The 23,012-nt window shown below is 71.6% G+C and carries 22 protein-coding genes; 9 read left to right on the top strand and 13 right to left on the bottom strand.

Going from position 1 to position 23,012, the window contains the following annotated elements:
* Positions 1 to 71: 71 nt before the first annotated feature.
* From ACY34K_RS06275 to ACY34K_RS06260, 4 genes are all read right to left on the bottom strand, one after another.
* A complete protein-coding gene (locus ACY34K_RS06275; protein WP_462744568.1) occupies positions 72 to 494 on the bottom strand; it encodes a DUF4259 domain-containing protein in 423 nt (140 codons plus the stop codon).
* Between the two features lie 141 nt (positions 495 to 635).
* The gene (gene trxA, locus ACY34K_RS06270; RefSeq protein WP_462744566.1) at positions 636 to 971 is read right to left on the bottom strand and encodes a thioredoxin; all 336 of its coding nucleotides are present in this window, start codon (positions 969 to 971) and stop codon (positions 636 to 638) included.
* Entirely contained in the window at positions 968 to 1,357 is a 390-nt protein-coding gene (locus tag ACY34K_RS06265; RefSeq protein ID WP_462744564.1) for a MerR family transcriptional regulator, read from the bottom strand. The genes trxA and ACY34K_RS06265 overlap by 4 nt, the downstream gene beginning before the upstream one ends.
* Before the next feature lie 29 nt (positions 1,358 to 1,386).
* Entirely contained in the window at positions 1,387 to 1,899 is a 513-nt protein-coding gene (locus ACY34K_RS06260; RefSeq protein WP_462744562.1) for an Lrp/AsnC family transcriptional regulator, read from the bottom strand.
* Between the two features lie 45 nt (positions 1,900 to 1,944).
* On the opposite strand from ACY34K_RS06260, the gene ACY34K_RS06255 reads away from it, so the two are divergent.
* Together ACY34K_RS06255 and ACY34K_RS06250 are read left to right on the top strand one after the other, a co-directional pair.
* Positions 1,945 to 2,844 (top strand): NAD-dependent epimerase/dehydratase family protein, encoded by a 900-nt coding sequence (locus tag ACY34K_RS06255; RefSeq protein WP_462744560.1) that lies wholly within the window; start codon positions 1,945 to 1,947, stop codon positions 2,842 to 2,844.
* Entirely contained in the window at positions 2,841 to 3,725 is an 885-nt protein-coding gene (locus ACY34K_RS06250; RefSeq protein ID WP_462744558.1) for an aldo/keto reductase, read from the top strand. The genes ACY34K_RS06255 and ACY34K_RS06250 overlap by 4 nt, the downstream gene beginning before the upstream one ends.
* 48 nt (positions 3,726 to 3,773) lie before the next feature.
* Here the strand turns inward: ACY34K_RS06250 and ACY34K_RS06245 are convergent, their stop codons facing one another.
* Positions 3,774 to 5,429, bottom strand: a complete 1,656-nt coding sequence (locus tag ACY34K_RS06245; protein ID WP_462744556.1) for an MFS transporter — start codon at positions 5,427 to 5,429, stop codon at positions 3,774 to 3,776.
* A gap of 104 nt (positions 5,430 to 5,533) precedes the next feature.
* Between ACY34K_RS06245 and ACY34K_RS06240 the strand changes: the two genes are divergently transcribed.
* Positions 5,534 to 6,145 carry a TetR/AcrR family transcriptional regulator gene (locus ACY34K_RS06240; RefSeq protein WP_462744554.1) on the top strand — a complete coding sequence of 204 codons (612 nt, stop codon included), beginning with the start codon at positions 5,534 to 5,536 and terminating at the stop codon, positions 6,143 to 6,145.
* On the opposite strand, the gene ACY34K_RS06235 is transcribed toward ACY34K_RS06240, so the two are convergent.
* The 3 genes from ACY34K_RS06235 to ACY34K_RS06225 all read right to left on the bottom strand — a co-directional run bounded on the left by ACY34K_RS06235 (position 6,135) and on the right by ACY34K_RS06225 (position 9,354).
* Positions 6,135 to 7,337, bottom strand: coding sequence for a YncE family protein (locus tag ACY34K_RS06235; protein WP_462744552.1), 1,203 nt, complete (start codon positions 7,335 to 7,337; stop codon positions 6,135 to 6,137). The two genes, ACY34K_RS06240 and ACY34K_RS06235, sit on opposite strands and share 11 nt — an antisense overlap.
* Positions 7,338 to 7,425: 88 nt before the next feature.
* Positions 7,426 to 7,746, bottom strand: a complete 321-nt coding sequence (locus ACY34K_RS06230; protein ID WP_462744550.1) for a GYD domain-containing protein — start codon at positions 7,744 to 7,746, stop codon at positions 7,426 to 7,428.
* 210 nt (positions 7,747 to 7,956) lie between these two features.
* Positions 7,957 to 9,354 carry a cation:dicarboxylate symporter family transporter gene (locus ACY34K_RS06225; protein WP_462744548.1) on the bottom strand — a complete coding sequence of 466 codons (1,398 nt, stop codon included), beginning with the start codon at positions 9,352 to 9,354 and terminating at the stop codon, positions 7,957 to 7,959.
* Between the two features lie 73 nt (positions 9,355 to 9,427).
* Between ACY34K_RS06225 and ACY34K_RS06220 the strand changes: the two genes are divergently transcribed.
* The 3 genes from ACY34K_RS06220 (at position 9,428) to ACY34K_RS06210 (ending at position 12,507) form a co-directional block, all read left to right on the top strand.
* Complete coding sequence (locus ACY34K_RS06220; RefSeq protein ID WP_462744546.1) at positions 9,428 to 11,026, top strand: sensor histidine kinase; 1,599 nt, start codon at positions 9,428 to 9,430, stop codon at positions 11,024 to 11,026.
* Positions 11,023 to 11,721 carry a response regulator gene (locus ACY34K_RS06215; RefSeq protein WP_462744544.1) on the top strand — a complete coding sequence of 233 codons (699 nt, stop codon included), beginning with the start codon at positions 11,023 to 11,025 and terminating at the stop codon, positions 11,719 to 11,721. The genes ACY34K_RS06220 and ACY34K_RS06215 overlap by 4 nt, the downstream gene beginning before the upstream one ends.
* A 99-nt stretch (positions 11,722 to 11,820) precedes the next feature.
* Positions 11,821 to 12,507: a helix-turn-helix domain-containing protein gene (locus tag ACY34K_RS06210; RefSeq protein ID WP_462744542.1), complete on the top strand. Its 687-nt coding sequence runs from the start codon at positions 11,821 to 11,823 to the stop codon at positions 12,505 to 12,507.
* A 45-nt stretch (positions 12,508 to 12,552) separates the two neighbouring features.
* On the opposite strand, the gene ACY34K_RS06205 is transcribed toward ACY34K_RS06210, so the two are convergent.
* Both ACY34K_RS06205 and ACY34K_RS06200 read right to left on the bottom strand, forming a co-directional pair.
* Positions 12,553 to 13,839, bottom strand: coding sequence for a helix-turn-helix domain-containing protein (locus ACY34K_RS06205; protein WP_462744540.1), 1,287 nt, complete (start codon positions 13,837 to 13,839; stop codon positions 12,553 to 12,555).
* Positions 13,840 to 14,055: 216 nt separating this feature from the next.
* Complete coding sequence (locus ACY34K_RS06200; RefSeq protein WP_462744538.1) at positions 14,056 to 15,081, bottom strand: ATP-dependent 6-phosphofructokinase; 1,026 nt, start codon at positions 15,079 to 15,081, stop codon at positions 14,056 to 14,058.
* Positions 15,082 to 15,329: 248 nt separating this feature from the next.
* Between ACY34K_RS06200 and pta the strand changes: the two genes are divergently transcribed.
* The 3 genes from pta to pyk all read left to right on the top strand — a co-directional run bounded on the left by pta (position 15,330) and on the right by pyk (position 20,178).
* The gene (pta, locus tag ACY34K_RS06195) at positions 15,330 to 17,417 is read left to right on the top strand and encodes a phosphate acetyltransferase (protein WP_462744536.1); all 2,088 of its coding nucleotides are present in this window, start codon (positions 15,330 to 15,332) and stop codon (positions 17,415 to 17,417) included.
* Positions 17,414 to 18,676: an acetate kinase gene (locus ACY34K_RS06190; RefSeq protein ID WP_462744534.1), complete on the top strand. Its 1,263-nt coding sequence runs from the start codon at positions 17,414 to 17,416 to the stop codon at positions 18,674 to 18,676. The genes pta and ACY34K_RS06190 overlap by 4 nt, the downstream gene beginning before the upstream one ends.
* A gap of 74 nt (positions 18,677 to 18,750) precedes the next feature.
* Entirely contained in the window at positions 18,751 to 20,178 is a 1,428-nt protein-coding gene (gene pyk / locus ACY34K_RS06185; protein ID WP_462744532.1) for a pyruvate kinase, read from the top strand.
* A gap of 109 nt (positions 20,179 to 20,287) precedes the next feature.
* Here the strand turns inward: pyk and ACY34K_RS06180 are convergent, their stop codons facing one another.
* From ACY34K_RS06180 to ACY34K_RS06170, 3 genes are all read right to left on the bottom strand, one after another.
* The gene (locus ACY34K_RS06180; protein WP_462744530.1) at positions 20,288 to 21,616 is read right to left on the bottom strand and encodes a hypothetical protein; all 1,329 of its coding nucleotides are present in this window, start codon (positions 21,614 to 21,616) and stop codon (positions 20,288 to 20,290) included.
* Positions 21,606 to 22,154, bottom strand: coding sequence for a DUF6114 domain-containing protein (locus ACY34K_RS06175; RefSeq protein ID WP_462744528.1), 549 nt, complete (start codon positions 22,152 to 22,154; stop codon positions 21,606 to 21,608). Before ACY34K_RS06175 ends, ACY34K_RS06180 begins: the two co-directional genes overlap by 11 nt.
* 99 nt (positions 22,155 to 22,253) lie before the next feature.
* Complete coding sequence (locus ACY34K_RS06170) at positions 22,254 to 22,886, bottom strand: DUF6230 family protein (protein WP_462744526.1); 633 nt, start codon at positions 22,884 to 22,886, stop codon at positions 22,254 to 22,256.
* Positions 22,887 to 23,012: the final 126 nt, after the last annotated feature.

Below are 23,012 nucleotides of genomic sequence, written 5' to 3'. Positions count from 1 at the left end.
CATTAAATATACGCGAAAAAACACCCCGGCCGACATTCCGGCCGGGGTGTTTTTTCCGCGGGGAACCGTTCTCACCCCGTCGTCGTGTCCGCCGGGCCGCGGAGCACGGCGAGCAGCTGCTCGATCACCCGGCCCCATTCGCCGGTGTCCTGACCGTCCTTCCACAGGTCGGCCGGCTCGGAGCCGGGCCCGGTGATCCTTTCCAGCGCCCGCACGGCGAGGCTCGCGCACTCGGCCGGCAGATCGCCCACCGGCTCCTCGGGTCCGTAGACGGTGTCCCACGGCTCCCCTCCCGGGAGCCCGGCCGCCACGATCGCCGCCGCCGCGACCGCCTCGTCCGCCTCCGGCGCCTGGAGGTATCCGGAGGATTCGACGACCCGGGCGAGCGCCGCCCGCACGTACGCGGGCCGTGCGCCGGGCTCGAGGTCGTCGAGGTCGCCGGCGAAGTCCGCCGCGGTGTCGTTGTCGAAGGGACCCGTCCCCCACGTACCCATGGGCACTCCTTGTGCTCGTCCTGCGCGTGCCCGCATCATGGCAGCCGCCGCCGACAGCGGCCGGGGCCAGTGCGTGTTCGAGAGTCCCGTCTGGCCGGGGGCCCGCCCTCCGGGCGGACGACGCCACTTTCGAAACACGCCCTAGCCGATCGCGTCCTCCAGTTCCCGCAGCAGGCGGCGCTTGGGGCGGGCTCCCACCAGGGACCTCACCGGTTCGCCGGCACGGAAGAGCATCAGGGTGGGCATGGACAGCACGGCGTAGCGGGCCATCACCTCCGGATTGGTGTCGGCGTCGAGCTGGACCACCTTCAGGCGGGCCTCCTCCTCGGCGGCCACCTCACTGAGCACCGGGGCCAGTTGGCGGCAGGGGCCGCACCAGTCGGCGGTGAACTCGACCAGGACCGGGCGGTCCGCGGCGAGGACCTCCCGGTCGAAGTCGGCATCCGTCACCTCGGCCACTCCCTGGGCGTGGATCATTCCGTCGTCCTTTCGAATGCGCAGGCGGGTTCGGGCACTTCGGTCGCCAGAGCGAGCCGGGTGGCCACCTCGGAGCGGACCGCCCGGAGCTGGTCGATGAGGCCGTCCAGCTCGGCGAGCTTGCGGCGGTAGACGTCGAGCGAGGCCGGGCAGGCGTCGCCCGCCGGGTGGCCTGCGCGCAGGCAGTCGACGAACGGGCGGGTCTCCTCCAGGTCGAAGCCGAAGTCCTGGAGCGTGCGGATCTGCTGGAGCAGCCTGAGGTCGTCCTCGTCGTAGGTGCGGTAGCCGTTCACCGCCCGCCGGGCGGGCAGGAGGCCGCGGGACTCGTAATAGCGCAGAGTGCGCGTGGTCGTGCCCGCGCGCTCCGCCAGTTCGCCTATGCGCATGTGCCCGACCGTATTCCTTGACGCGGACGTCAAGGCAACAGCGGTTTGCGCTCCACCGGTGAGGACAGCACGATCGACGTCGTCGTACGGCCGAGGGCCGAGGTCTGCTCCAGCACGTCCTCCAGGTGCGCCGTGTCGGTCACCGCGACCTTGAGGATCCAGCAGTCCTCGCCCACCACGTGGTGGGCCTCAAGGATCTCGGGCCGGGCCAGCAGCTCCAGCGTCCTCGGGTGTCTGAAGGTGTAGCCGCCGTGCGGGTTGACCCGGATGAACGCCTGGATGCCGTAGCCGAGGCGGGCCGGGGAGACGTGCGCCCCGTATCCGGTGACGGCGCCGCAGGACTCCAGACGGCGGACGCGTTCGGCGACGGCCGCGGGGCTGAGCCGGACACGGCGGCCGAGCTCGCTCAGCTTGATCCGGCCGTCGCGCTGGATGTGCTCCAGGATCTGCCGGTCGACCTGGTCGAAGGAGACCGCCGCGGTTTCGTTGGCGGCGGGCCGCGGATTCCGTTGTTCTTTCGGTGCGGCGACCGGATCTCCCATGTTTCCCCCTTCAGGCTACGGCCCGTCAACGTAACACTGGTGCACATGCTTCGGATATGCGTGATCGGCGGGAGCCGGTATTTCGGAAAGCGTCTCATTGAGCGGCTGCTGGCCTCGGGACATGAGGTGACCGTCGTCAATCGCGGTTCCTCCGCGCCGCCCGCAGGCGCTTTTCATCTCGTCGCCGACCGCGACGACGAAAAGGCTTTCTCCGCGGCGCTCGGCCCGCGGAATTTCGATGTCGTCGTCGACCAGGTCTGCTACACACCGCGCCAGGCGGACGTCGCCCGGCGCGTCTTCGCCGGCCGGGCCCGGCGCTATGTGATGACGTCGACGGTCGAGGTCTACGAGTACGAGCACTCGCTCTCGCCGGTGCGCGAGGACGCGGTCGATCCGCGCACCGTGGCCGTGGACCTCGGCCTGCCCTGGGACGACCCCGGCTTCCGCGACGCCCACTACGGCGAGGGCAAGCGGCAGGCCGAGGCCGTCTTCACCCAAGACCCCGTGGTGCCGTTCACGACGGTGCGCGTCGCCCATGTGATCGGTGGCGCCGACGACTTCACCGGACGCGTCGGCCACTACGCGGACCGCATCCGGGCGGGCGAGCCCATCGCCGTCCCGGCGGTGAACCACCCGGCGACCTATGTCTATGTCGAGGAGATCGCGGAGTTCCTCGCCTGGGCGGCCGAGCGGGACTTCACCGGCCCCGTGAACGCCCACTCCCACGGGCCTCTCACCACGGCCGACATCTGCGCGGCGGTCGAGCGGCGGGTCGGCGGCCGGGCCGTGTTCCGGGAGGTGGAGGTCGGCGCGGTGTCGCCGTTCTCCTTCGCCCGCGCGTACGCCATGGACAACTCCCGGGCCACCGCGCTCGGTTTCTCCTTCCGCCACAGCTCCGACTGGCTGGACCGGGCCGTCGGCGAGACCCTCGGAGGCCGGGCATGAGGCGCATCGGTGACATCGAGGTCGGCGCCGTCGGCCTCGGCGCCATGCCGCTGTCGATCGAGGGGCACCCGGACGAGAAGCGGGCCTTCGCCACCCTGCACGCCGCACTCGACGCGGGCGTCACCCTGATCGACACGGCCGACTCGTACTACGCGCCCGGTGGCGAACCCGGCACCGGCGAGCTGCTCGTGGCCCGTGCCCTCGCCGCGTACGGCGGCGGTACCGACCGGGTGCTCGTCGCCACCAAGGGCGGTCGTGGCCGCACCGCGGACGGCGGCTGGACGGTCGACGGCGATCCCGCCCGGCTGAGGCGTGCGGCGGAGGCGTCGGCGAAGCGGCTCGGCGTCGAGGCGATCGGGCTGTACCAGCTGCACAAGCCCGACCCCGACGTGCCGTACGCCGAGTCGCTGGGCGCGATCCGCGATCTGCTGGACGCCGGCACGGTCCGGCTGGCGGGCGTCTCGAACGTGGACGTGGCGCAGATCCGGCTGGCCCGCGAGATCCTGGGCGACCGGCTGGCCTCCGTGCAGAACCGGTACTCCCCCGCCGTCCGGGACAGCGAGCCGGAGCTGCGCCTCTGCTCCGACCTGGGACTGGCGTTCCTGCCCTGGAGCCCTCTCGGCGGCATCTCGCGCAGCTCCCTGGACGGCGCCTTCGCCCAGGAGGAGGACCCTCGCTTCGGCGCCTTCCACCGGGTGGCCCGGACCCGCGGGGTGAGCCCCCAGCAGGTGGCCCTCGCCTGGGCCCTGTCCCGCTCCCCCGTGGTGGTCCCCATCCCGGGCGCGAGCCGTCCGGAGACGGCACGGGACTCGGCGGCCGCGTCCCATCTGGTGCTGGACGAAGGGGAGTTGCGTCAGCTGGACGCCGCCGGAAGTCTCTGACGCGACGGACCCGGCGCCCCCCGGCGCCGGGTCCGAGTCCGTGGCGCGTCAGGCCGGCTCGGGCTCGCGCTCCTGCGCCACCGTCTCCGTGCGCTTCGCGCGGCGCGGCAGTAGCACGGCCACCAGGACCGTCCCCGCGCCGAGGACGACCGCGCCGATCAGGCTGGTGTGGGCCACCGCGTCGGAGAAGGCGGAGCTCACGGCGTCGGACATCCGGCGGGCGCCCTCGGACAGCTCCGCCGCCTGCGCCTTGAGCCCGGCGGCCTGCTCCGGGTTGCGGGCGGCCTGGCCGAGCAGCGCCTCGGCCTTCTCGCCGATGCCCTGGGCGACGGCGTATCCCGCGCCCACCGAGTCCTGCGCGGCCTCCAGGGCGGAGGCGGGCAGCTTGCTGCCCTCCGTCGCGTCGCCGAGGCCGGACGCGTAGGAGGAGGCCAGCACCGAGCCGAGCACGGCGATGCCGAGGGAGCCGCCCAGCTCCAGCGACGTGTCGTTGACGGCGCCGCCGACGCCCAGCTCCGACTCGGGGAACGCGCCCATGATCGCGTCGGTGCAGGGCGAGAGCGCCAGGCCGATCGCCAGGCCCAGGATGACCAGCGGGGCGACGAAGTCCCCGTATCCCGAGGAGACGTCGACCCGGGTGAGCAGCGCGAGGGCGAGGGTGCCGAGCGCCATGCCGGCGGTGACGGTGGTCCTCATGCCGAGGCGCGGTGTGAGGTATCCGGTGAGCGCCGAGCCGGCGAAGACGGCGCCGGCGAGCGGCAGCATGCGCACGCCCGTGTCGAGCGGGTCGTGGCCGAGCACGAACTGCAGGTGCTGCGTCAGATAGTAGAAGGCGCCGAAGACGGCGAGGAAGAAGAGCGCGACGGCGAGGTTGGAGCCGGCGAAGCCCCGGTCGAGGAAGCGGCGGACGTCCAGGACGGGACGGGGGTGGCGCAGCTCCCAGGCGACGAAGGCGGCGAGTCCGGCGCCTGCGGCGACGGCCGCGCCGACGGCCTTGACGTCCCAGCCGAAGTGCGGCCCCTGGATGATCATGTAGACGAGGGCGCCGATCCACACGACGGAGAGCAGCCCGCCGGCGTAGTCGATACGGCCGTGCCGGGCGGCCTTCGACGGCGGGACGAGCACGAAGGCTCCGACGACGGCGAGCGCGGCGACCGGGACGTTGATCAGGAACGTGGACGCCCAGCCGTGGTTCTCCAGCAGTGCGCCGGCGACCAGCGGTCCGGCGGCGATGGCCAGTCCGGCGGTGGCGGTCCACAGCACGATCGCCCTGGCGCGTTCGGCCTTCGGGAAGGTCGCGGCGAGCAGCGAAAGGGTGGCGGGCATGATCATGGCCGCGCCGACACCCATGACGGCACGGGCGGCGATGACTCCCGTGGCGGAGTCGACGAGGGAGCCGGCTATCGCGCCGCCGCCGAAGACGACGAGGCCCAGGACGAGCGCGCCGCGCCGGCTGTACTTGTCGCCGATCGCGCCGAGGAGCAGCATCAGCGCGGCGTAGGGGACGGTGTATCCGTCGATCACCCACTGGAGGTCGGAGCTGGTGAGCCCGAGGTCCTGGGTCATGTCGGGGGCGGCGACCGTCAGCGCGGTGTTCGCCATCACGATGATCAACAGGCTCAGGCAGAGCACGAGCAGCGCCCACCAGCGCCGGGGGTAGGGCCGGTCCGTCGTGTCGACCGGCTCGGTCATGACGAGACGCATGGCGCGGTTCGCCCTTCCTTCCGTCACGTTCTTTGCACAGCGTTGTGCAATTACACAGCAGTGTGCAATTTACGGGACTGCACAGCAGTGTGCAAAATGAGAACGTGACTTCTGGACGAGCCGACGCCAACCGGCGCCGCATCGAGCAGGTGGCCCTCTCCGAACTCCTGCGGGACCCCGACGCCTCCATGGACCAGATCGCCCGCGCCGCGGGCGTGGTCCGGCGGACCGTGTACGGGCACTTCCCCAGCAGGGAGGCGCTGATCTCCGCACTCGTGGACAGCGCGGTCGAGGCGGTCGCGCGTGCGCACGCGAGCGGCCGCGAGGGGGTGGACGACCCGGCCGAGGCACTGGCCCGCGCCACCCTCGCCGCGTGGCGGATCGCCGACCGCTACCGGCTGCTGGTCTCCCTCGCCCAGCGCAGCGTCACGATGGAGGGCATCCGCGCACGGCTCGCGCCGGTGCGCGGGGCGGCGACGGCCCTGCTCCAGCAGGGCCTGGACGCCGGTGCCTTCACCTCTCCCCTGCCGGCCGCCGCCCTCGCGTACGTGCACGAACAGGTGCTCTTCGGCCTGATGGAGGCCGTGAACGCGGGCGCGCTCGCGGCGGACCGGGCCGGACGGTCCGCCGCGACGACGATGCTGATCTCCGCCGGCGTGCACCCCGAGCGGGCGGGCGCGCTCGTGGAGGCGCTGCCGGAGCCCGCTACCGGCTGAGTCCGGCCAGGACCCCCTCGGCGACCTTCCCCGCCCGCTCCCGCTGGGGGAAGTCACCGACCTTCACCCGGGCGACCTCCTCGGCGGTGCGGTAGTCGACGACGGAGACCTCGTCGCGCTGAGACAGCGTGACGAAGCAGTGCGTGCCGCCCGGGGCGGTCACCGACCAGTAGGGCAGGGCGCCTTCGGGGTAGTGGACGAGTCCGTCGGTGGCGAGGCCGGGGCGGGAGACGACGGCGGTGTAGTCGTCGATCGTGCCCGCCATGCAGAGCTTGTCGCCCGCGCCGTTCATCGCCATGCCGTGGTGGGCGGAGTTCTGCGGGTAGTCGTCGGGCTTCAGGGCCGCCCCCGCGGCACTGAACGGCATCTCGACGGTGCGGACCGTGCGACCGGCGACCAGGTCGTACTCGATGAAACCGTTGAGGTAGGACAGCTGGGCGTACATCGTCTTCCCGTCCGGTGTGACGACGGCCGGGCGCACGCCCTTGTCGAAGGTGTACGTCCGCAGCACCTTGAGCGTCCTGGCGTCGGCGACCGTCACCTGCTTGGCGCCCTTGAGGAAGTCGAGCGCCCTGGGCAGGGAGGTGACGCCGATCGACATGTTGTAGATCCGGGTGCCGTCCGCCGAGTAGATGTTCTCGTGCGGATAGGTGCCCGTCGGGAAGGATCCGGTGACCCGGCCGGTGGCGGTGTCCAGCGCCTGGGCCTTGGCCGCGGTGATGGCCGAGACGACGAAGGTGGAGCCGTCGGCGGAGAGCGCGGCGTGGTCGGCCTTGAAGCCGTCGAGGTGCGTACGCCACAGTTGCCGGCCGCTGGCGATGTCGTAGGCGGCGGCGTCGCCGAGGTTGCCGCGCGAGACGTACAGGGTGCGGCCGTCCGGCGAGACATGGGCGTCGTCGACGAACTTGTCGCCGCCCGCCTGCCGCCTGACCACCTCGTAGGCCGCGCGGCGGAAGGGGTCCATGCCCGCGAGGACGGCTTCCAGGTCGGGGACGACGTCGAGCGAGCCGAGGTTCTCGTAGCTGCGGGAGTCGATGAAGCTGACGGTGCCGTCGGCGCTGTTGCCGACGAGGACGACGTCGCGCAGCCCGGCCCCGGGTGCGGGGGCGGACGGTTCCTCCGCGGTGGAGGCGGGCACCGGGCCGAGCGCGAGGGCGAGGGTGAGGGCGAGCACTGCCGGAACACGTGCCATGGACGGCATCCCTTCGCATGCGCATGTCAGAAACGGAGTGCGCTTACGATGGCACGTCGGTGTTACTGGCGGTAGCCCCCAGTCGCGATCAGGCGCCCGGCGGGCGGAACTCGACCGACTTCCTGGTGGCCGCGTCGACGTCCTCCGGGCTGATCAGCAGGGTGGCCCGGGACTCCACCGCCCCGGTCGCCCGCACCGCCATGGCGCTGGCCAGCATCGACACATGGTCCGGCATGTCGATGACGACATACAGGTCGGCGTCGCCGAAGCCGAAGTACATCCACTCGACGGTGCCGCCGCACGACCTCACCTCCTCCTCGACAGCGGCCCTGCGGCCCGTGCCGCCCTCGGCCAGCAGGCCCTCGGTCCCCTTGGCGGTGTAGCTCGCCTGGACCAGGAACTTCGGCATCTGACTTCCCTTCACCGGATGGGCCCGCGAGGCGCGGCGTGCGGTTTCACCCTTGGCCACCGGGAGCGGTCCGGCCAGCCGGAGACGCCCGTTCGTACGACACGACACGAGACGGGCGGGCCCGGGGCATCTCGCCCCGGGCCCGCCCGCGGACCGCGTCGCGCGGGAGGCCGTCGCCGCGGACCCCGCCGCGCCGTACCCGTCGCGCCGTCAGACCTTCGCCGGCTCCCGCGGCTCGGGGAGGCCGTCCGCCGCCGGCTCCGCCGGCGCGTGGTCGTCCAGCAGGGTCTCCTCGTCGAACGGGGCCCGGCCGGACAGGACCTCGGTGACCCGGGCCCGGTCGATCTCCTTGGTCCAGGTGCCGATCAGGACGGTGGCGACCGCGTTGCCCGCGAAGTTGGTCAGCGCGCGCGCCTCGCTCATGAAGCGGTCGATGCCGACGATCAGGCCGACACCGTCGACCAGGGCGGGCTTGTGCGACTGCAGACCGCCGGCCAGGGTCGCCAGGCCCGCACCCGTCACGCCCGCCGCGCCCTTCGACGCGATCAGCAGGAACAGCAGCAGCGAGACCTGTTCGCCGATCGACATCGGCGTACCCATGGCGTCGGCGATGAACAGGGACGCCATGGTCATGTAGATCATGGTGCCGTCGAGGTTGAAGGAGTAGCCGGTCGGGACGGTGATGCCGACCACGGGCTTGCTGACGCCCAGGTGCTCCATCTTCGCGATGAGCCGCGGCAGCGCGGACTCGGAGGAGGAGGTGGACAGGATCAGCAGGAACTCCCGGCCCAGGTACGTGAAGAGGGTGAAGATGTTCAGCCCCGCGACGATCCGCAGCAGCGCGCCGAGCACGATGAAGACGAAGAGCACACAGGTGATGTAGAAGCCGAGCATCAGGACGGCCAGACTCTTCAGGGCGTCCAGACCGGCGGAGCCGGTGACGGCGGCGATGGCGCCGAAGGCACCGATCGGGGCGGCCCACATCACCATGGCGAGGATGCGGAAGACGAGCCGCTGGATGTGCTCGATACCGCGCAGGACGGGCCGGCCGGCGTCGCCCATGGCCTGCAGCGCGAAACCGGCGAGCAGGGCGACGAGCAGGGTCTGGAGGACCTCGCCGCCCGTGAAGGCGGAGACGATGGTCGTCGGGATGATGCCGAGCAGGAACTCGGTGGTGTCCTTGGCCTCGGCGTTCACCTGTGCCTGGCCGGTCTCCTTGACCGCGTCGGTGACCGCGAGTCCCGTGCCGGGCTCGACGATGTTGCCGACGACCAGCCCGATGCCGAGGGCGACCAGCGACATGATCAGGAAGTACCCCAGCGCGATACCGCCGACCGCGCCGACCTTGGCGGCCTTCCGCACGGAGCCGATGCCCAGCACGATGGTGCAGAAGATGATCGGCGAGATCATCATCTTGATCAGGTTCACGAAGCCGGTGCCGATGGGCTTCAGCTCGACGGCGAAGTCGGGGGCGATCAGCCCCACGGCGATGCCGAGGGCGACGGCCACGATCACGGCCAGATAGAGATAGTGGGTACGGTCCCGTCGTGCGGCCACGGGGTCCTCCTCGGTGAGTCGCTCCACGTCCCGGTGGATCCCGCAGACCATCTCTCACCTTGTGACCGCGGTCACCGTTGCGTACCTTTCGTTCACACGAATCCCCGCCAGGCAGACTGATCCGATGCGCATAGCCCGCCCTCACCCCCGCAGCCTCGCCGGCCAGCTCTTCGCGATGCAGGTCGTGCTGGTGGCCGCCATCGTCGCGGGATGCGCCGTCTTCGCGTACCTCACCGACCGCAGCCAGGCCGAGGAGACCGCCCGCCGGCAGGCGACGGCGACCGCGACGGCCGTCGCGAAGTCGCCGGCCGTGGCGGCCGCGGCCCGTTCCGAGGACCCGACGGCCGTGCTCCAGCCGTACGCCGCGTCCCTGATCGGGGACTCGGGCGTCACCTTCGTGACGATCATGGCCCCGGACGGCACCCGGTGGACCCACCCCGAGCCGGGCCAGATCGGCAGGAAGTACCTCGGCCACATCGACGCCGCGCAGCGCGGCGAGACGTACAGCGAGACGTACCGGGGTGTGCTCGGGCGTTCGGTGCGGACCGTGGTGCCGGTGCAGGACGGCGGCAGGGTCGTGGCGCTCGTCAGCGCGGGCATCACCATCGACCGGATCAGCGCACAGATCCGCGAGCAGGTCGCCGCGCTGCTCGCGGTGGCGGGCGCGGCCCTGGCCCTCGGCGGCGCGGGCACGTACGTGATCAACGCGCGGCTGCGACGGCACACCCACGGGATGAACGCCGCCGAGCTCAGCCGGATGCACGACTACCACGAGGCCGCCCTGCACGCGGTGCGCGAGGGGCTGCTCATGCTGGACGGACAGCGGCGGATCGCGCTGATCAACGACGGGGCCCGGGAGCTGCTGGGCCTGGACGCGGACGTCGTCGGCACCCCCGCGGCCGAGCTCGGCCTGCCGCCGTCCCTCACCAGCGCGTTGCTCTCCGCCGAGCCGCGCGCGGACGAGCTGCACCTCACCGCCGACCGGGTACTGGTGGTCTCCACCCGCCCGGTGGTCGGCGGCGAACGGCGCGGCACGGTGGTGACGCTGCGGGACCACACCGAGCTCCAGGCGCTCTCGGGCGAGCTGGACTCCGAGCGCGGATTCACCCAGGCGCTGCGCTCCCAGGCGCACGAGGCCGCCAACCGCCTCCACGCCGTGGTGTCGCTGATCGAGCTGGGCCGCACCGACGAGGCGCTGGAGTTCGCCACGGCCGAGCTGGAGCTGGCCCAGGCACTGACCGACCGCGTCGTCGACGCGGTCGGGGAGCCGGTGCTGGCGGCACTGCTCCTCGGCAAGGCCGCGCAGGCCAACGAACGCGGCATCGAGCTGGTCCTGACGGAGGACAGCCGGATCGACGACGGTGTACTGCCGCCGACGCTCCCCTCCCGCGACCTGGTCACGATCCTGGGCAACCTGATCGACAACGCCCTGGAGGCCGCCCAGGGCAGCGGCCGCTCCCGCATCACGGTCACCGCCCGCACGGACCGCGGTGAAGTGGTGCTGCGGGTCTCCGACAGCGGTCCCGGCATCGGTGCCGAGGACCACGACGCGGTGTTCGAGCGCGGCTGGTCCACCCGGGGCGCGGGCCGGGGGCTCGGCCTCGCACTGGTGCGGCAGGCCGCGCAGCGGGGCCGGGGCACCGTGGAACTCGGGCACGGCCCCGACGGCGGCGCGGAGTTCACCGTACGGCTGCCGCTCGTCCCGGTGGAGGTCCGGCCGTGAACGAGGACGCGGGTGGAACGCCCATCAGAGTGCTGGTGGTGGAGGACGATCCGGTCGCCGCGGACGCCCACGCGCTCTACGTCGGCCGGGTGCCCGGCTTCTCGGTCGTCGGGGTGGCGCACTCCCGGGCGGCCGCGGGACGGCTGCTGGAGCGGACCCCGGTCGACCTGCTCCTGCTGGACCTCTACCTGCCCGACGGGCACGGTCTGCATCTGCTGCGGTCACTGCGGGCCGCCGGGCACCACGCCGACGTCATCGCCGTCACCTCCGCCCGGGACCTGGGAGTGGTCCGGGAGGGCGTGTCGCTCGGCGTCGTGCAGTACGTGCTGAAGCCGTTCACCTTCGCCACGCTGCGGGACCGGCTCGTCCGGTACGCCGAGTTCCACGCCGCCGCGGGCGAGGCGTCGGGCCAGGACGAGGTGGACCGCGCGCTGGCCACCCTGCGCGCCCCTCAGCCGGCCGCCCTGCCCAAGGGACTGAGCGGTCCCACGCTCGCGGCCGTGACCCGGACGCTGCGGGAGGCGGCGGAGGGGCTCACGGCAGCCGAGGCCGGTGCCGCCGTCGGCATCTCGCGGATCACGGCCCGCCGCTACCTGGAGCACCTGGTCAGCGCCGGTCGGGCGGCCCGCGCACCGCAGTACGGGCAGGTGGGTCGCCCCGAACTGCACTACCGCTGGATCAGTGCAGCACGGTAAATTACTCACAGGTAAGGCCAAACTGGACGTTCCTCCAACATTTGGCCTTGGCTGAACCGACCGTAGCCAGAAGTGACCCTCTGCTTCTACCTTGTGCCCGTGCACCCCACTCCCCCTCCCGCCCCCTTCAACGCCCTCGCCGCGCGCCGACTGCGCGAGGCGCTGGGAATGGCCCCCGGCCACGTGGCGTACGGCCTGCGCGCCCAGTACGGCCTCGCCGTCCCGCCCGAGACGGTCGTCGCCTGGGAGCGCGGCCTCGCGGCGCCCGACACCCGCGAGCTCACCGCGCTCGCCGGTGTGCTGTGGTGTTCGCCCGGCGAACTGCTGGCCGCCGCGACGAGCCTGCGCGAGCACCGGATCGCGCGCGCCCTGGCCCCCGACGACCTGGCCCGCCGTATCGGCCTGGAGCCCAAGGCGTATCTCAAGATGGAGGAGTCGGGGCGCTGGCGGGGCAACGAACGGCAGACCGCCGCCCTCGCCCAGGTGCTCGGCCTCGGACCGCGCGAGCTGCTGACGGCGACCGGCCGGAACGAGGAGCTGGCGGAGCTGCTGCGCAGCGCCGCGACGACCCGCTGGCAGGCGTACGTCCGCCCGGCCGGCAAGCTGCTGCCCATGGACCGCGACCACCTGGAAGAGGTGCTCCAGCAGCTGCACGCCGACTACCAGGCGCGCATGGTCTCCACGAACAGCTGGGGCGCCGACCTGACGGACGCGGGCGACGGCCAGGCCGGCCGTGAGTACCTGGACCGGATCGTCGACCACTTCTGGGCGCTGGCCAGGATCTAGGGCGAAACACGCCCCGGCCCCGGCAGCCCCTGGCCCCGGGCGCGCTCAGCCGCCGCGCGGGTCGAAGCTGAACAGCTGCCCCTTGCCGTCCTCGCGGCAGGCCTCCTGCACCACGTCCGTCCAGGCGTCCGGATCGCCGTCGCGGACCTCCACGCACAGGCCCGAGTGCGCCGTACGGAGGCGATAGCCGCGCACGGGGCCGGCGCCGAGCGCCTCGATGCGGAACGCCTCGCGCGGACCGCGCTTGCCGCAGTCCTGGTCCACCAGGGGCGCGCCGTCCTGCCGCGCCACCTCGACCGGGACACCCGAGCAGCCGGGGCCGAAGTCCGGGTGGTCGGTGTGCAGCCGCCACAGCTCGCCGTCGAGGCGCACCAGCGAATAGCGCGGCACCACCGCCCCCTCGCAGGGCACCTGGTAGATCTGCCCGCTGCGCTGCTTCGGCCGTTCGTTGAGGCAGAGGCCCGAGTGGAGGGCCCGGATCTGCACCGGTCCCGGCGCGGGCGCCACGGGCTTCCCTTCGCGCTTGCCGGCGTGCTTCCCGTCGTCGCCGAGGACGAAGGCCACGACGGTGGCGCCGGCGACGACGAGGGCGAGGACGCAGAGCAGGGGGACGAGAAGCCGGCCCAGCCGGCCGCTGCTCAGGGACACCCCGGTGCGGCCGGACCGCCCTGGGCCACCGGGCGCCTCGGCGGCGGTGCCGCCGTGCGCGGGGGTGCCCGCCCCGGCGAGGTCGGCACCGCCCGGCGCGGGCGCACGCTCCGTACGCGCGGACCCACCGCCCGCCCCCGCCAACCGGCCACCGGGCCGCGAGTGCGCACCGCCGGGACCCGGGTGCGCACCGTCCGAGCCGGCCGCCACACCGCCCGGATCCGGGGCCGGGCCCCTCGGATCCGGGGCCGCACCACCCTCATCGGTGACGGGACCGCCCGGGCCCGCCGTCACACCGCGCGGGTCCCCGGAACCGTTCGCGGGGGCAGGGGCGGCGGCTCCGGCGGAGGCCGGCGCGTCGGGGGCGCTCGTCGCGGCCCGGGGTGGCTCGTAATGCCCCCGCACCGCCAGCTCCTTGCGGACCGCGAGCCAGTTCGACAGCTCCTCGGGGCCGGCGCCGCAGGCGCGGACGAAGGCGGTCAGCAGCTCCTCGCGCGGGATCGTGTTCCGGGCCAGCATGTTCGCCACCGTCGAACGGGGCAGCACGTCGCCGACCGCCTCCGCACGGCTCACGAGCTCGCGGTACGTCAGCCCGGACCAGTCCTTGAGGGCCTGCAGCTGGGCGATGAACCCGGCGGGGTCGCGCGCGTCCCTGGGGTCGGGAGCTGTCTCCCCGTCGGCCATGCGCCCTCCCCTGGCTCCGCCGCGCGCCCGTCCCGGACCACCCCCGGACAGGGTTGGGACATGTCCGGGACAGGCGTAAGCCTTGTTCAAACGGCTGACCGACTCAAGAGTGGAAATCGGCAATTCCGGCGGGGGCCCCGCATGGCCCGAGGGGAGGACGAGCGGCCCTGGTCGTCCTCGGGGGAGGCGATCAAGGCCGCTCGGGGGTGCGGGAGGTCAGAAAACCGACTCGGCTTCGTACATCCGGTTCTCGGGCACGGTCTTCAGCTGTGTGACGGCCTCGGCCAGCGGCACCATATGGACCTCGGTGCCGCGCAGCGCCGTCATCCTGCCGAACTCGCGCCGGTGCGCCGCCTCCACGGCGTGCCAACCGAAGCGGGTGGCGAGCACCCGGTCGTACGCCGTGGGGACACCACCGCGCTGGACGTGGCCCAGGATGACCGGCCGGGCCTCCTTGCCGAGGCGCTTCTCCAGCTCGGCGGCGAGCCGGTTGCCGATGCCCTGGAACCGCTCGTGACCGTACTGGTCGATGGCGCCCTTCTCGTAGTCCATGGAGCCCTCGGCCGGGTGCGCGCCCTCGGCGACGCAGACGACCGCGAACTTCTTGCCGCGGGCGAACCGCTCCTCGACCATCTTGACCAGGTCGTCGACCTCGAAGGGCCGCTCGGGCAGGCAGATGCCGTGCGCGCCGCCCGCCATGCCGGACTCCAGCGCGATCCAGCCCGCGTGCCGGCCCATCACCTCGACGACCATCACCCGCTGGTGGGACTCGGCCGTGGTCTTCAGACGGTCTATGGCCTCCGTGGCGACCGTCACCGCGGTGTCGAAGCCGAACGTGCGGTCGGTGGAGGAGATGTCGTTGTCGATGGTCTTCGGCACGCCGACCACCGGCATGCCCGCGTCGGACAGCATCCGGGCGGCGGTCAGGGTGCCCTCGCCGCCGATCGGGATGAGGACGTCGATCCCGTACCGCTTCTGCAACTCCTCGCAGTTCTCGGCCGCTTCCTGCAGCCGGGCGCGCTCGAGCCGGGCGGAGCCGAGGATGGTGCCGCCGCGGGCGAGGATGCCGCTCACCGCGTTCAAGTCGAGGGGCCGGTAGTGGCCGTCGAGGAGGCCCTTGAACCCGTCCTCGAAGCCGATGACCTCGTCGCCGTGGCCGGTCATCGCCCGGTGCACGACCGACCGGATCACTGCGTTCAGGCCCGGGCAGTCGCCGCCTGCGGTGAGAACTCCGATGCGCATCGTGCTGTGTCTCCTGCTCGGTAGTGGTACGTGTGAGCCTTCCCGAATTGTCCCACGCCAGGCCTTGGCCACATGTGCACCGGGCCGGGCGCCATGGCGCCCCGGACCGGACTCCCGGGCAGCGCCTTACCCAGCGCGGGGGGTATTGTCAAGAGGGTATTGCCACCCGAACGAGGTTTTTTCGGGGTCCGGGGGGCCACCCCGAACAGGCACAGGTGTCCACACACTCACTCGACAGGAGAGCACGCGTGGCGCGCAGCGTGTACGTGACCGGGATCGACCGCGGGGACGGCCGGCAGGTCGTGGAGCTGGGAGTCATGGAGCTCCTGACCCGCCAAGTGGATCGTGTGGGGGTGTTCCGGCCGCTCGTGCACGACGGCCCCGACCGCCTCTTCGACCTGCTGCGCGCCCGGTACCGGCTCTCCCAGGACCCGGCCACCGTGTACGGCATGGACTACCAGGAGGCCTCCGCGCTCCAGGCCGAGAAGGGCACGGACGAGCTGGTCTCCCGGCTGGTCGACCGTTATCTGGAGGTGGCGCGGGCGTACGAGGTCGTGCTGGTGCTCGGCACGGACTTCGCCGCGACGCCGCTCCCGGACGAGCTGGCGCTCAACGCCCGGCTGGCCAACGAGTTCGGCGCCTCCGTCATACCCGTGGTGGGCGGCAAGGGCCAGAGCGCCGAGTCGGTGCGGGCCGAGACCCGCAACGCGTTCCGGGCGTACGAAAGCCTCGGCTGCGACGTCCTCGCGATGGTGGTGAACCGGGTGGCCGCCGAGGACCGCGCGGCCCTCGCCGAGCGGGCCGCGGCTCGTATGCCGGTGCCCTGCTACGTGCTGCCCGACGAGCCGGCGCTCTCCGCGCCGACGGTCTCCCAGATCACCCAGGCGCTGGGCGCCGAGGTCGTGCTGGGCGACGACTCCGGGCTGGCACGGGACGCCCTGGACTTCGTCTTCGGCGGTGCGATGCTCCCGAACTTCCTCAGCGCCCTGACCCCCGGCTGCCTGGTGGTCACCCCCGGCGACCGCGCCGACCTGGTGGTGGGCGCGCTGGCCGCGCACTCGGCCGGCACGCCGCCCATCGCGGGCGTCCTGCTGACCCTGAACGAGCGCCCCACCCAGGAGGTCCTCACCCTGGCCGGCCGGCTCGCCCCCGGCACCCCGGTGCTGTCGGTGAGCGGCACCAGCTTCCCGACGGCGGCCGAGCTGTTCTCGCTCGAGGGCAAGATGAACGCGGCGACACCGCGCAAGGCGGAGACGGCGCTCGGCCTGTTCGAGCGGTACGTGGACACCGCCGACCTGGTGAAGCGGCTGTCGGTGGCGCGCAGCGGCCGGGTCACCCCGATGATGTTCGAGCACGAGCTGCTGGAGCAGGCCCGCGCCCACCGTCGCCGCGTGGTGCTGCCGGAGGGCACCGAGGAGCGGGTCCTGCGGGCCGCCGAGGTCCTGGTGCGCCGCGACGTGTGCGACCTGACGCTGCTGGGCGACACGGAGACGATCCGCAAGAAGGCCGCCGACCTGGGCATCGACCTGTCCGGCACCCAGCTGATCGACCCGGCGACGTCCGAGCTGCGCCAGCGGTTTGCCGAGCGGTACGCGGAGCTGCGCGCCCACAAGGGCGTCACCGTGGAACTGGCGTACGACGTGGTGTCGGACGTGAACTACTTCGGCACGCTGATGGTCCAGGAGGGCCTGGCCGACGGCATGGTGTCGGGTTCGGTGCACTCCACGGCCGCGACGATCCGGCCCGCCTTCGAGATCATCAAGACCAAGCCGGACGCCTCCATCGTGTCGTCCGTGTTCTTCATGTGCCTGGCCGACCGGGTGCTGGTCTACGGCGACTGCGCGGTCAACCCGGACCCGAACGCCGAGCAGCTCGCGGACATCGCCGCGCAGTCGGCGGCCACGGCCGCCCGGTTCGGCGTGGAGCCGCGGATCGCGATGCTGTCGTACTCGACCGGTACCTCCGGCTCGGGCGCGGACGTCGACAAGGTGCGCGCGGCCACGAAGCTGGTGCGCCAGGCGCACCCGGAGCTGAAGATCGAGGGCCCGATCCAGTACGACGCGGCCGTCGAGCCCTCCGTCGCGGCGACGAAGCTGCCGGAATCGGAGGTGGCGGGCCAGGCCACCGTACTGATCTTCCCGGACCTGAACACCGGCAACAACACCTACAAGGCCGTGCAGCGTTCGGCCGGCGCCGTGGCCGTCGGCCCGGTCCTCCAGGGCCTGCGCAAGCCGGTCAACGACCTGTCGCGCGGCGCGCTCGTCAGCGACATCGTCAACACGGTCGCGATCACCGCGATCCAGGCCCAGCCCGCCTCCCGGACCACCTCCGCATGACCCCCGTCACCGCAGCAGAAAGCGCCCCGCCCGTGAGCAACGCGACCCGCGTCCTCGTCCTCAACTCCGGCTCCTCGTCGCTGAAGTACCAGCTCCTCGACATGCGTGACGGCGCACGCCTCGCGGTCGGGCTGGTCGAGCGGATCGGCGAGGGTTCCTCGCGTCTGGTGCACACCCCGGTGGCGAGCGGCGAGCGGCGTGAGCGCACGACCCCGGTGGCCGACCACGACGCCGCGCTCAAGGCGGTCGCGGAGGAGCTGGCCGCCGACGGGTTCGGCCTGGACTCCCCCGCACTGGCGGCGATCGGCCACCGTGTGGTCCACGGCGGGCTCGAGTTCTCCGCGCCGACGGTCATCACGGACGAGGTGATGGCGGAGATCGAGCGGCTGGTCCCGGTGGCGCCGCTGCACAACCCGGCCAACATCACCGGCATCCGGACGGCGCAGGCGCTCCGCCCCGACCTGCCGCAGGTGGCGGTCTTCGACACGGCCTTCCACACGACGATGCCGGAGCACGCCGCGCGGTACGCGATCGACACCGAGACCGCCGACGCGCACCGGATCCGCCGCTACGGCTTCCACGGCACCTCGCACGCGTACGTCTCGCGCCGGACGGCTCAACTGCTGGGCAAGGACCCGTCCGAGGTGAACGTGATCGTGCTGCACCTGGGCAACGGCGCGTCCGCGTCGGCGGTGGCGGGCGGACGGTGCGTGGACACCTCGATGGGGCTGACGCCGCTGGAGGGGCTGGTCATGGGTACCCGCTCCGGGGACATCGACCCGGCGGTGGTCTTCCACCTCGAGCGGGTGGCCGGAATGTCGACCGACGAGGCCGATGCGCTACTGAACAAGAAGAGCGGATTGGTGGGGCTTTGCGGCGACAATGACATGCGGGAGATCCGCCGCCGGATCGACGAGGGCGACGAACGGGCGCAGCTGGCCTTCGACATTTACATCCACCGGCTGAAGAAGTACATCGGCGCCTATTACGCGGTGCTCGGCCGGGTGGACGCGGTGGCATTCACGGCGGGTGTCGGTGAGAACGCGGCCCCGGTGCGGGAAGCTGCCCTCGCGGGCCTGGAGGAGCTGGGCCTGGCGGTCGACGCCGATCTCAACGCGGTGCGCTCCGGCGAGCCGCGGCTGATTTCGCCGGAGTACGCCCGTGTGGCGGTGGCCGTGGTACCGACGGACGAGGAGCTGGAAATCGCGCGGCAAACCTACTCACTGGTTAACCAAGGGGCCGGAGAAGTCAACGACTGAGCGGCACCCCGCCCATTTGTACATTCCGCCAGGCGGAATATTCCGCAGTGAAACAAACCGATAGGATCCGCCTTATGCGCCGTTCCAAAATCGTCTGCACACTGGGCCCCGCCGTCGACTCGTACGAGCAGCTGAAAGCGCTCATCGAGGCCGGTATGAACGTGGCCCGTTTCAACATGAGCCACGGATCCCACGCTGAGCACGAGGAGCGGTACCACCGCGTCCGCAGGGCGTCGGAGGACACCGGCCGCGCGGTGGGCGTCCTCGCCGACCTCCAGGGGCCGAAGATCCGTCTGGAAACCTTCGCCGAGGGCCCGGTCGAACTGGTCCGCGGTGACGAGTTCACCATCACCACCGAGGACGTCCCCGGTGACAAGTCCATCTGCGGTACCACCTACAAGGGCCTGCCCGGCGACGTCTCCAAGGGCGACCAGGTCCTGATCAACGACGGCAACGTCGAGCTGCGCGTCGTCGAGGTCGAAGGCCCGCGGGTCAAGACCATCGTCGTCGAGGGCGGAGTCATCTCCGACCACAAGGGCATCAACCTGCCGGGCGCGGCCGTCAACGTCCCGGCCCTGTCCGAGAAGGACGTCGAGGACCTGCGCTTCGCGCTGCGGATGGGGTGCGACCTGGTCGCCCTCTCCTTCGTCCGGGACGCCAACGACGTCAAGGACGTCCACAAGGTGATGGACGAGGTGGGCCGCCGGGTCCCCGTCATCGCCAAGGTGGAGAAGCCGCAGGCCGTCGAGAACATGGCCGATGTGGTGATGGCCTTCGACGGTGTCATGGTGGCCCGTGGCGACCTGGCCGTCGAGTACCCGCTGGAGCGGGTGCCGATGGTGCAGAAGCGTCTGATCGAGCTCTGCCGCCGCAACGCCAAGCCGGTGATCGTCGCGACCCAGATGATGGAGTCGATGATCACCAACTCGCGCCCGACCCGCGCCGAGGCGTCCGACGTCGCCAACGCGATCCTGGACGGTGCCGACGCGGTCATGCTGTCGGCCGAGTCCTCGGTGGGCGCCTACCCGATCGAGACCGTCAAGACGATGTCGAAGATCGTCACGGCGGCCGAGGAGGAGCTCCTCTCCAAGGGCCTGCAGCCCCTGGTCCCCGGCAAGAAGCCGCGCACCCAGGGCGGTTCGGTGGCCCGCGCGGCCGCCGAGATCGCCGACTTCCTGGACGGCAAGGCGCTGATCGCCTTCACCAAGTCCGGTGACACGGCACGCCGGCTGTCCCGCTACCGCGCCGAGCAGCCGATCCTGGCCTTCACGACGGAGGTCTCCACCCGCAACCAGCTCGCGCTGAGCTGGGGCGTCGAGTCCTTCGTGGTCCCGCACGTGAACAACACGGACGCGATGGTCGACCTGGTGGACGCGGAGCTGCTGAAGCTCCAGCGCTACAACGAGGGCGACACCATGATCATCACCGCCGGCTCGCCCCCCGGCGTCCCCGGCACCACGAACATGGTCCGGGTGCACCACCTGGGTGGCGAGAAGGCCTGACCTTCCCGCGGCAACCGACGAGGGCGGGGCTCCGGTTCGATCCGAACCGGAGCCCCGCCCTCGTTCTTCGCCGCTCGTCCTCCCGGTGCCGGGTCTCCCGGCCGCCGGGTCAGCCCTCGATGAAGTTCTTCAGGCCGGGCACGGTGAGCGTGCCGCCGAACTGGCCTGCCTGGATCACCTTCACATTGGTGAAGAACGCGAACGGAACGTTCAGCGGGGGCGGACTCTCGGGACTGAAGGTGATCGGGATGATGCCGAAGAGGTTGCCCTTCAGCTCCTCCGTGTACATCGTCACCGTGCCGTTGCGGATCGTGGAGGTCGAGCCGGGGCGCGACTTCACATGGCCGGTACGGCCCTCGGAGTGCACGGTCAGCTGGTGCAGGTCCTTGATGTCGACCTCGGTGGCCGTGAACTTCAGGACCTTCTTGACCTTGCCACTGCCCGTCTTCACCTCGACGATGCCCTTGTAGTCGAGGCCTCTCAGGTCGAGCCGGGTGCTCTCCAGCCGCCACGGCTCGTCCGGGAGCAGCGGGATACCGGGTTCCAGTTCCGCGTCCGCGAGGGCCTGCGCGTCCTTGGTGGGGCACGGGAAGTGCGGCTTCGCGCCGTCCGGGATGTCCTCGTCCTTCTGGGGGTCGAGTCCCTTGACGTCCTCGGGCAGTTCCTCGACCTCGGCGCCGGCCTTGTCGGCGGCTTCCTTGATCGCGTCCCTGGTCTTGTCGACGGCGCCGGTGGTGTCGTCCTTGGTGTCCGCGGCGCCTTCGTCGGCCGGCGGCTTCGCCGTCGGCGCGGCGGCCGGGGCCGTGGACGGGGACGCGGTCGGCTCGCCGGTGCTCGGAGCGTCGGCCGACGGGGTTGCCGTCGGTTCCTCGTCCGGGCCGTCGAAGACGTCCTTGATGCCGTCGCCTATGTCCTGGAGGGCGTCGCCTATGCCCAGCGGGTCCAGCGGGTTGGCGGACTCCGTCGGTGTGGGCGCCGGGGCGGGGCTCGTGGTGGCGGGAGGCGGGGTCGCACCGGTCTTGGGGTCGGTGGTCTCCTGCTCCGCCTCGCTCGCGGAGGGGCTCGCGCCGGGGGCCGGCTCCTGCTCACCCTCCTTGCCCGCTGCACCGTCGCCGGCCGCCTCGCTCTCGGTCGCGGACGGCTTCGGGGCCGGGGACTCGGACTGCGACGGCTTCTCGGACTCCGCCGGCTCGTCCGACCGCGTCACGCACGGACCGGGCGCGAAGGGGATGTCCTTGTCGTCGGCGAGCGCCAGCTTGGGCGTGAGGCTCATGCCCATGAGCACGGCGGTGGGCATCGCGGCCAGGGCCATGGCCTTGCCGGCCGGTGCCTGAAGCTTGGTCAGCAGTGACTTACGGGGGGCCGCGTGACGCGGCCCCTTTCTGGCCCGTGCGGCGTCCTCCCCGGCAGTCGCCGACTGTGTCTCGTCACCCCGCACTGTTCCTCCCGCCGTTGGCGTGGGTCGTCGTTTCGGTCACGTGCGCGTCCGGCGCCTCGTCGGTCCGCGGCGCGGGGACGAGCGCGGCGGTGTCGTCCGACGCGGGGACATCGCTCTTCGCCTCCTCGTCGGCGGATTCCTCCTGAGGCGCGCCGGGCGCCCACGAGATGGAGAGCGCACCGCCGATCAGGGAGCAGAGGAAGCCGACGAGAAGACCGCCGATGTTGGAGATCGGCAGCGACACGAGCCCCAGGACGATGGCGGCGACGCCGGCGAAGACCCGGACGATGGAGTGGAACCACATCGTCAGACCGAGGGTGGCGAGCAGCAGCCCGATGATGAGCGATCCGGCCCCGGCCGTGGTCGCCATCGCGATCGTCATGTTGCCGAGCCGGAGATCGGCGTACGGGAGGTAGGCGATCGGCACACTGCCGAACAAAGTGAACAGTCCCGCCCAGAAGGGCCGGTTGCCACGCCATGCCCGGAAGCGAAGCCGCCAGTAGGTGAATCCGCGGGATCCAGTGGACTCGGCGCTCATGGAAAACAGCTCCCTGGAAGCGGTTGTTGCGGTGAAAAGTGGTGAAGTGGCCCGAGCGGGCGGGGCCGCTGCACGCGATCCCGCCCGTTCAGCGAAGTGCTAGAAGCACTCCTTGACGCCCTTGTGCAGTCTCAGGGAGAGGCCGCTGAGCTTGAACGTGCCGGCCGTGGTGGCCCACGCCTTCTGCTCGACGTTCTTCAGCACGGCCTTCTTCGCGCGCTGCGAGAAGCCGTACGGGTTGGCCTGGGTGCCGGGCTGGACACCCGGGTTCTTCAGGGCACCCGCGGCAACGCCGATGTCGATGTTGCTGAACTCGGCGTCGGCGTCGAGTTCCGACACATCCAGGTAGATGTCCTTGGCGTAGACGCGCTCGTGGCCCGGGCCACCGGCCCGGAGTTCGAGGCTGACGTTGCCGATGAACGGCACCTTCGGCGTGACGACCGACTGGCACATGTCGGTGATGTAGGCCTCGCTGAAGCCCGAGACACCGACCGGGTCCGCGAAGTCCTTGCCTTCGAGGTCCTTGCCGTGGGCGATGCTGCCGTACTGGATGAAGTCGTAGCCCTCGAGTTCCTTGGCCTTAACCTTGAACTCCTGGCCGGAGATGCTGAACGACGCGGCCAGCGCGCCCTGCGCCATGCCGATGCCGATGGCAGCCGTCGCGGCCACGCTCGGCACCATGACAACGGCGAACCGCTTCCATCTGGTCCCACCACGAACCTGGGACTTCATAGATTTCCTCCTTCTCGGACGTACATCTCCGGGAATGGGCCCAGGGCCCGTCCTGGGATGGGAGAAGTGCATACGTCCTCGGGAAGGAGAGCGCCCGTAGATCAGGCGCGAGCCGCGTCCGAATCA

The sequence above is a fragment of the Streptomyces sp. STAM6 genome (assembly GCF_054963715.1).
Note: the sequence above shows the minus strand (reverse complement) of the source record. Positions and strands in the feature narration are given on the sequence as shown.